Origin of the sequence: Saccharopolyspora soli (assembly GCF_022678645.1) — a bacterium.
Classification (GTDB): domain Bacteria; phylum Actinomycetota; class Actinomycetes; order Mycobacteriales; family Pseudonocardiaceae; genus Saccharopolyspora; species Saccharopolyspora soli.
This window is the reverse complement of sequence record NZ_JALBWV010000017.1, coordinates 140420-148682: the sequence shown is the minus strand read 5'-3', so window position 1 is coordinate 148682 and position 8263 is coordinate 140420. Positions and strand designations below refer to the sequence as shown.

Below are 8263 nucleotides of genomic sequence, written 5' to 3'. Positions count from 1 at the left end.
CCCTCACCCCAGCCGCCTAGCCTTGTGCCACATCACCCAAGACCCACCAGCGACAAACCAACCGAGACACGACAACCAAGTAAGTTGGTGAAAGGTGCCCCTCACCTCATTTCTCGTCACCCGGTGGGGCAACAAGGTGTGGTCGGCTCCCACGGGCTTTCGCACTCACGTGGTGCGGTCAGTAGTCGGACTCGCCGTAGCGGATCATGCCGCGCAAGTTCTTTCCGTCGAGCATGTCCTGGTAGCCGGTGTTGATGTCTTCGAGCCGGTAGGTGGTGGTGACCAACTCGTCCAGCTTCAGCGTGCCGTGCCGGTAGAGCTCCAGCAGCCGCGGGATCTGGGTGCGCGGGCTGACGCCGCCGAAGATCGCGCCCTGCACCCGCTTCTGCAGCAGTGTCAGCTGGTGCAGGGACAGCGACGCGTCGATCTGCTTCGCATCGCCCATCCCCGTGACCACCACCTGGCCGCCCTTGCCGGTCAGGTCAAGCGCGGGTTGCAGGTGCTCGCCCAGGAGGTCGCCGATGGTCAGGATCGTGGTGTTGGCGTTCTGCCCCCAGGTCAGCTCGGCGATCGGCGCCGCCGCTTCGTCCATCGACGTGAAGGCGTGCGTGGCACCCAGTTCCAGCGCCTTCTCCCGCTTGAACGCCACCGGGTCGACCGCGATCACGTAGCGAGCGCCTGCCGCGGCCGCGCCCTGCACGGCGTTGATGCCGACACCACCAACGCCGACGACGACCACCGTGTCCCCGGCGCGGGTATCGCCGATCTCGGTGGCCGAACCCCACCCGGTGGACACTCCGCAGCCCAGCAATGCAGCCTTGTCCAGCGGAATGTCGTTCTCGATCTTGATCACCGACGCCTGGTTGACCGTCACGTACGGCGCGAAGGTCCCGAGCAGGCACATCGGCACGACCGGCTTGCCGCGCAGGCTCACCCGGTACGTTCCGTCGGAGATCGCCTTGCCGGTGAGCAGGCTGGCACCGGCGTCGCAGAGGTTCTGCATCCCGCGCGCACAGGGCCGACACGTCCCGCAGCCGGGGATGAACGCCAGCACGACGTGGTCGCCTTCCCGCAAGCCGGAGACGTCTGTGCCGACCTTGGTGATCACTCCGGCGCCCTCGTGCCCGCCCAGCGCCGGGTAGGACGCGGCCGGGCTCGCGCCGGTGCGCAGGTGCTCGTCGGAGTGGCACAGTCCCGAGGCCGCCAGCCGCACCTGCACCTCACCGGCCACCGGGTCACCCAGGTCGATCTCGTCGATTTCCCAGTCCTTGCCGGGACCGTGCAGCACTGCCGCCTTGGTCTTCATAGCCACTCCTCGTCGAATGGGCGAACCAGGTCAAGGTCACGTATGGCTTCCTGAGCATGGAAAACCGGGGGAACCCCGTCAAGGGTTGATCGCCGCTGCACCGCTCGACGCGGCTAGGCTGCCGGAGGTGACCGATGGAGAAGACGAAATCCGGCATCGCACCTCGACCGGGAGCGGATCGAGCTGGCAACACGTCACCACGGCCTCGGCGGAGCAGCAGTGACAGCAGTGATCGTCGGGGCCGGTCAAGCCGGTGCCCAGACCGCCGCCTCGCTGCGCCGCGAGGGCTACGCCGAACGGATCGTGCTGGTCGGAGCCGAAGCCGAATTGCCCTACCAGCGCCCGCCGTTGTCCAAATCCTTCCTCGTGTCCGACGAAGGTTCGGCGCCGCTGCGCGCGCAGTCCTTCTACGCCGACAACGCGATCGAGCTGTTGACCGGGCATCGGATCATCGCGATCGACCGGGAGGCGCGGATCGTCGGTTTCGACGACGGTCGGGAACTGCGCTGGGACCACTTGGTGCTGGCCACCGGCGCCCGGCCTCGGCCGCTTGGCATCCCCGGCGAGCAGTTGGCCGGGGTGTGCACCTTGCGCGATCTCGCCGATGCCCGCGAAATCCGGTCCCGCATGACCGGAGCCGAGTCCATCGTGATCATCGGCGGCGGGTTCATCGGCCTGGAGTTGGCCACCGCTTTCGCCGCGCACGCCGAGGTCGTGGTGTTCGAGGCGACCGACCGGTTGATGGGGCGCGTGGTCACGGCGGACATGTCGGAGTTCTTCGGGCGAGCGCACCAGGAACGCGGCGTGGACCTCCGATTCGCCCACGTGGCCGAGGAATTCGTCGGCGAGGACGGCCGGGTGACCGGGGTCCGCACGCCGGAAGGACGGGTCTTCCCGGCCGATCTCGTGGTCATCGGTGCGGGCGTGCTGCCCCGCGACGAGCTCGCGCGGGACTGCGGGCTCGCCGTGGACAACGGGATCCTGGTCGACGGGACCCTGCGCACGGCCGATCCGGCGGTGTCGGCGATCGGCGACTGCGCTCGTTTTCCCAGCGCGCACAGCGGGTCGGTGGTGCGTTTGGAGTCGGTGCAGAACGCCGTCGACCAGGCACAGCACGTGGCCGAGCAGATCGCCACCGGCACCGTCGACGAGTACCGGAGCCTCCCCTGGTTCTGGAGCCACCAGGACGAGCTCAAGCTGCAGATCGCCGGACTCGCGGCCGGGCACGACCGGACCCACCTGATCGGCGAGCCCGACGAGGGCAAGTTCTCGGTGCTGGCGTTCCGGCAGGACCGGCTGGTGGCCGTCGAATCGGTGAACCGCCCGGCGGACCACATGGCAGCCCGCCGACTGCTCGCGGCTGGTCACGTCCTCCGCCTCGACGAAGCAACGGTGCCGGGCTTCGACCTCCGCGCATTCCAACGCCTCGCCAGCCGCGGCTGATCTCGCCGCACACCACACCTGCGTTGTCTCGCGGGCGGTTTCGAGCGAAATCGCCAAGTGCACCGCCGCGCAACCCGATTTCGAGTACCGGCCCTCAATCCTGGTCGTCGCGGACCACGATGATCGGGCACGACGAGTGGTGGATCAGCTTGTGGCTGGTGGAGCCGAGCCGCAGGCCGGGGAAGCCGCCCCTCCCCCGTGCGCCCACTACCACGAGCTGGGCTTCCTTCGCGTGGGCGAGCAGCTCCGCGGTCGGCGATCCGCGGCTGACGAACCGCCGCACCTCGACGTCGGGGAACCGTTCGCCCCAGCCCGCCAGCGCCTCCGAGACGAACCGCTGCTCGCTTTCGGCGACCTCCTCCTCGGGCAGCCGGGCGCGCATCCACTTGAGGTCGATCCCGATCACCTCCCAGGTGTGCACGACGTGCAACGGGGCCTCCCAGGAGGCCGCCACCGCGAAGGCGTGCGCCAGCACCGGCTCGGCGGACCGGGGGTCGTCCACCCCGGCCACGACGGGACCGGTTACCGGAAAGGTCAGCGGGTCCCCGACGTCCGGCACCACTGCCACCGAGGAGTGCGCGTGCGCGGCGACCTTCACCGCCACGGCGCCCGCGAGCAGTTCGGTGAACCCGCCGAAACCGCGATCGCCAACCACTAGCAGTCCAGCGGTCTCGGACTCCGCGATCAGGACCTTCTCCGGGGTGCCCGGAATGGACGCGGTGCTCAGCGGCACCTCCGGCGCCTGCTCCCGCGCTCCGTCGGCGCTGGAGGCCAGCCAGCGCCCGACCTGTTCGCGGATGTGCACCTGGTGTTCCTTCGGCCAGTGCAGCACGGGGATTTCCGTCACCACGGGCTGGGCGGTCACGTCCGCGTAGATGATCCGCAGGGCGGTCCGCCGCCGGTCCGCCTCCCGAGCCGCCCAGCGGGCCGCGTTGCGCGCGACCGCTGAGCCGTCGACGCCCACGACCACCGGCCCGGTTCCCACACCGCTCATCCCAGCCCTCCCTCCTGGCTTGCGACAACACCAGGGTGGTCGAGCCCGGCTCGGTGCGCTCGCCGGAACCAGCAGTTCCGACCCGCTGCCCGACCGAGAGGTAGATCACCGGCTGTGGGCGGCGTCGGCTCAGCGAGTATGAAGGCCACTCCGCACGCCGGGATCCGACCGGCCGCGGATCGAACCTGATCGGCGACGACCCGAGGTGATGTCGAAGTGAACTCCCCGACGACCCCGTCCTTCAGCGTGATTCCGGGCAGCCAGGTGCGCGACGTGCTCATCGGCCGCGAGCAGCAGGTGACGCAGGTGATCGAAGCTGCCTACCGGTTGCACGGCGAGGGGCGGACGGTGAACCCGGACTCCTACTTCCTCCGGTTCCCGGACGATCCGGCGTCGCGGATCATCGCGCTGCCCGCCTCGGTGCGCGGCGACGTCGACGTGCACGGCATCAAGTGGATCTCCAGCTTCCCGGCGAATCTGAACGCCGGACTGCCCCGCGCGTCGGCGGTACTGATCCTCAACGATCCCGATACCGGACATCCGTTCGCCTGCCTGGAGAGTTCCATCATCAGCGCGGCGCGGACCGCGGCGTCGGCGGCGCTGGCCGCGGTGCGGATCAGCCAGCGGCGCGGTGGCAAGCCGCGTCGGATCAGTTTCGTCGGCACCGGGTTGATCGCCCGCTACATCCACACCTACCTGTCCGCCAACGGTTTCGAGTTCGACGAACTGGGCGTGCACGACCGGTCAGCGGAATACGCCGCGGCGTTCGAGGAATACCTGCGGCGGACCGAGACCGGCACGATCACCGTGCGGGACGAGCCGGAAGAGCTGATCCGGTCCGCCGATCTGGTCGTCTTCGCCACCACCGCGGGCGAACCGCACGTGACCGAGCCGAGCTGGTTCGCGCACCACCCGCTGGTGCTGCACGTCTCGCTGCGGGATCTCTCGCCGGAAATCATCCTGTCCGCCTGCAACATCACCGATGACGTCGAGCACTGCATGAAGGCGAACACGTCGCTGCACCTGACCGAGCAACGGACCGGGAACCGGGATTTCGTCGCCGGTGCCATGCCCGAGCTGCTGGCCGGTTCGCTCGACTGCCCCGCCGACCGACCGGTGATCTTCTCCCCCTTCGGGCTGGGCGTGCTGGACCTCGCCGTCGGCAAGTACGTCCACGACCAGCTGGCCGCAGCCGAACAACTGCACGTCGTGCCCGGCTTCTTCGCCGAGCTGAACCGCTACGCCTGACCGGCGGCACGACTCGCAGGTGTCGTCACACCAGTGGACGGCCGGTCTTGATGCGGCGGCGGAGGTCGTGCAGCACCAGGTTGAACGGGAAGCGCCGCAGGACCGGTGGCAGGCGCCGCGCGATCGCCCCGAGCACCGACATGAGCGCGTCGAAACGCCGCTGGTCCCGGTCGGTCCAGCGCAGGCGCATCTCGTCCCGGAACGGTTCGGGGAGGAATCCGGTCGTGACGAATCTGTTGAAGCGGCCGAACAGTTCCGGCAGCGGGCGGGGCAGCCAGGCCAGCATCATCACGTCGTGCAGGTAGTCGCGCACCGCGTCGTCGATCGAGATCCGCTTCAGCGACTCGGTCCAGTACTCCTCGAAGGCATCGCGATCGACCGGCCACGCCTGCGGCGGCACCTGCAACGTCGTGCCCAGCACCGCCCCGCCCTGGTAGAACCGCTCGGCAGTGTCCGGGTCCGGCTCGCCGAAGAAGATCCGGTGGAGGTCCTCGAAACCCTTGTACAGGCAGGCAGCGACCCAAAGCTGCAAGTCCGGGTCGAACGCGTGGTAGGGCACCGGACTCGAATCCGTCGAACGCACCTGGGCGTGGACGCGGTCGACCCCTTGCCGGAACAGTTCCCGCTCCCGCTCGGTGCCCATCGTCGCGACGGCGAGGTAGGCCAGGGTGGTGCGGGTCCGCTTCACCGGATGCCGGAACAGCTGGCCGCTTTCGACCCTGCTCTCCACCACGCCGTAGCCCACACCGGGACGGGCGAGCTGCATGATCACGTTCGCGGTGCCCGCCAACAGGCCCGCGCCGAGCACCGCCTCGTCGATGCGCCCGACCTCGTCCACCGCAACCACCGTCCGCCACCCACCGCACCGAGTCAATTCGGTCGTTCCCCAACAGCATCGTTGCTACGTGCGGATGAGCGCTAGGCGTGATCGGTGATGTCGAGGGCGGCGCGGACGATCGCGTCGGCGTCTATGCCGTGGTGGCGGTAGACGTCCGGCAGGGCACCCGACTGGCCGAAGGCGGTGACCCCGAGGTGGGCCGCACGCACCCGGTTGATCCCCGCCAGGAACGCCAGCGTGTGCGGGTGTCCATCGAGGACGGTCACCAGCGGGGTCGCCCGATGCGCCGGGAAGACCTGGTCCAGGATCCCAGCCGGACCACCGCTGCCCTGGCGCGCTCGCAGGGCCTCGAACAGCAGATCCGGGCTGGTCACGCACACCACGTCAGCGCCGATGCCCTGGGCGTCGAGCCGGTCGGCAGCCGCCAGCGCTTCGGGCACCACGGCGCCCATCGCCGCCAGGGTCACCGTCGGCTGGGCGTATCGGCGCAGCGAGTAGGCGCCGCCGACCACTTGGCGGCGACGGCGTTCGCGGGCCGCCGGGTCAGCGGGCACCGCCGCGAGCGTCTGGTCGACCGGGCGGGTCGACAGCCGCAGGTAGGCGGATGTCCCACCGGGCTTGCCAAGTCCGGACAACGCGGCCAGCAGGCACCATTCGGTGTCGATGGCGAACGCCGGTTCGTAGCTGGTCAGGCCGGGCTGCTCCAAGCCGATCGACGGGGTGATCACGGACTGGTGCGCGCCGCCCTCGGGCGCCAGGCTCACCCCGGAGGGCGTGCCCACCAGGATCGACTGGCCACCCGCGTACATCCCGAACGACCAGGGCTCCAGCGCGCGCCCGACGAAGCAGTCGTAGACCACGCCGATCGGCAGCAGCGGCTGCCCCCAGCGGCTCCAGGTCGCGCCGAGTTCGCCGAGCAGGCTGACCAGGTTCGTCTCGGCGATGCCGAGTTCGATGTGCTGCCCAGCCGGGCGTTCCCGCCAGTGCAGGATGGTTTCTGCGTCATCGGCGAACCAGTCCACCCGCTCGGTCGGCGACCAGACGCCGACCTTGTTCAGCCAGCCACCGAGATTCGTCGACGAGCTGACATCCGGTGCGAGCGTCACGATCCGCTGCGCCGCGTCCGGTGCGCCGCGCGTCAGGTCGAGCAGCGTCCGGCCGAGCGCGGCCTGGGTGGTCGTAGTGCCGGTCGGCGTTCGCCCGACGTCCACCGGCACCTCCGGTGGCGAAACCCGTGGGCGCTCGCGCCGCCGCAGCCGGGCTGCGGCTTCGGCGCATCGCTGCCCTGCTGCGCTGTCCGCTGGGAACCGGTGCCACGGGTCGTCGAGATCGGCACCGACGCTCTCGGCGAGCAGCCGCATCTGATCGGCGCTGAGCAGCGAGCTGTGGTTCTGCGGGTGGCCTTCGGTGGCGAGGCCGTATCCCTTGATGGTGTAAGCGAAGATGACCGTGGGCCGGGTGTCGTCGATCGCCCGGAAGGCCTCGTCAAGCGCCGCTAGGTCGTGCCCGCCCAGATTGCGGATCGCCGCGGCGAGCTTCTTGTCGTCCACATCGGACAGCAGCCGGGCGATCTCGGTGCCGTCCGCGCCGGGCAGTCGTTCGCGCAGCTGTTGCGGCGTGCAGCGCAGCAGCCGCTGGTACTCGGGGTTGCTCATGCGGTCGATGCGCTCCCGCAACGCCTGGCCGCCGGGCCGGGCGAACAACTCCTCCAGCAGCTGCCCGTACTTCAGGGTGAGCACCTGCCAGCCCGCAGCGGCGAACATGCCCTGCAAGCGGTTGGCCGCGATGTTGGGCACGACGCGGTCCAGCGACTGCCGGTTGAGGTCGACGATCCACACCACCTCGCCCAGGTCGGCGACGGTCGGATCCATGATCGCTTCCCAGCAGGCGCCCTCGTCCAGTTCGGCGTCGCCCAGCAGCGAGTACTGCCGCCCAGTGCCCGCGTCGCCGACGTGGCTGTCGACATAGCGGCGGGCCACCGCGCCCCAGATCGGCGCCGTCGCACCGAGCCCGACGGAGCCGGTCGAGTAGTCCGCCGGATCTGGGTCCTTGGTGCGGCTCGGATAGCTCTGCAGGCCGCCGAATTCGCGCAGCGTGGTCAGGTACGACTCGTCGAGTTCGCCCAGCAGGTAGTTGATCGCGTGCAGCACCGGCGACGCGTGCGGCTTCACCGAAACCCGGTCCGCCGCGGTCAGGTGCTCGAAGTACAGCGCGGTCATGATCGAGACCATGGATGCGCAGGACGCCTGGTGCCCGCCGACCTTCAGCCCCGACGGGTTGGGCCGCACCCGGTTGGCGTGATCGATGATCGCGGTGGACAGCCACAACACCCGCTGCTCGACCTCGCGCAGGGGTTCGACCACCGCCTGCTGGGGCATCGCCGCGCTGATCATCACACCTCCCGGAAAAGTTGCCACATTGCGCCGATCAGGAC

6 protein-coding genes are annotated in these 8263 nt (G+C 69.6%); 2 read left to right on the top strand and 4 right to left on the bottom strand.

Annotation, left to right across the window (positions count from 1 at the left end; all coding sequences use genetic code 11):
* Nucleotides 1–178: 178 nt before the first annotated feature.
* On the bottom strand, nucleotides 179–1306 hold the full coding sequence (locus tag MOQ72_RS15555; protein WP_242184252.1) for an NDMA-dependent alcohol dehydrogenase: 1128 nt from the start codon (nucleotides 1304–1306) through the stop codon (nucleotides 179–181).
* A gap of 219 nt (nucleotides 1307–1525) precedes the next feature.
* On the opposite strand from MOQ72_RS15555, the gene MOQ72_RS15550 reads away from it, so the two are divergent.
* The gene (locus MOQ72_RS15550) at nucleotides 1526–2749 is read left to right on the top strand and encodes an NAD(P)/FAD-dependent oxidoreductase (RefSeq protein WP_242184250.1); all 1224 of its coding nucleotides are present in this window, start codon (nucleotides 1526–1528) and stop codon (nucleotides 2747–2749) included.
* 94 nt (nucleotides 2750–2843) lie between these two features.
* Here the strand turns inward: MOQ72_RS15550 and MOQ72_RS15545 are convergent, their stop codons facing one another.
* Entirely contained in the window at nucleotides 2844–3743 is a 900-nt protein-coding gene (locus MOQ72_RS15545; protein ID WP_242184249.1) for a universal stress protein, read from the bottom strand.
* 216 nt (nucleotides 3744–3959) lie between these two features.
* Between MOQ72_RS15545 and sbnB the strand changes: the two genes are divergently transcribed.
* Nucleotides 3960–4991, top strand: coding sequence for a 2,3-diaminopropionate biosynthesis protein SbnB (gene sbnB, locus MOQ72_RS15540; RefSeq protein ID WP_242184248.1), 1032 nt, complete (start codon nucleotides 3960–3962; stop codon nucleotides 4989–4991).
* 25 nt (nucleotides 4992–5016) lie between these two features.
* Here the strand turns inward: sbnB and MOQ72_RS15535 are convergent, their stop codons facing one another.
* Nucleotides 5017–5838, bottom strand: coding sequence for an oxygenase MpaB family protein (locus tag MOQ72_RS15535; protein WP_242184247.1), 822 nt, complete (start codon nucleotides 5836–5838; stop codon nucleotides 5017–5019).
* 71 nt (nucleotides 5839–5909) lie between these two features.
* Nucleotides 5910–8222: a thiamine pyrophosphate-binding protein gene (locus MOQ72_RS15530; RefSeq protein ID WP_242184246.1), complete on the bottom strand. Its 2313-nt coding sequence runs from the start codon at nucleotides 8220–8222 to the stop codon at nucleotides 5910–5912.
* Nucleotides 8223–8263: the final 41 nt, after the last annotated feature.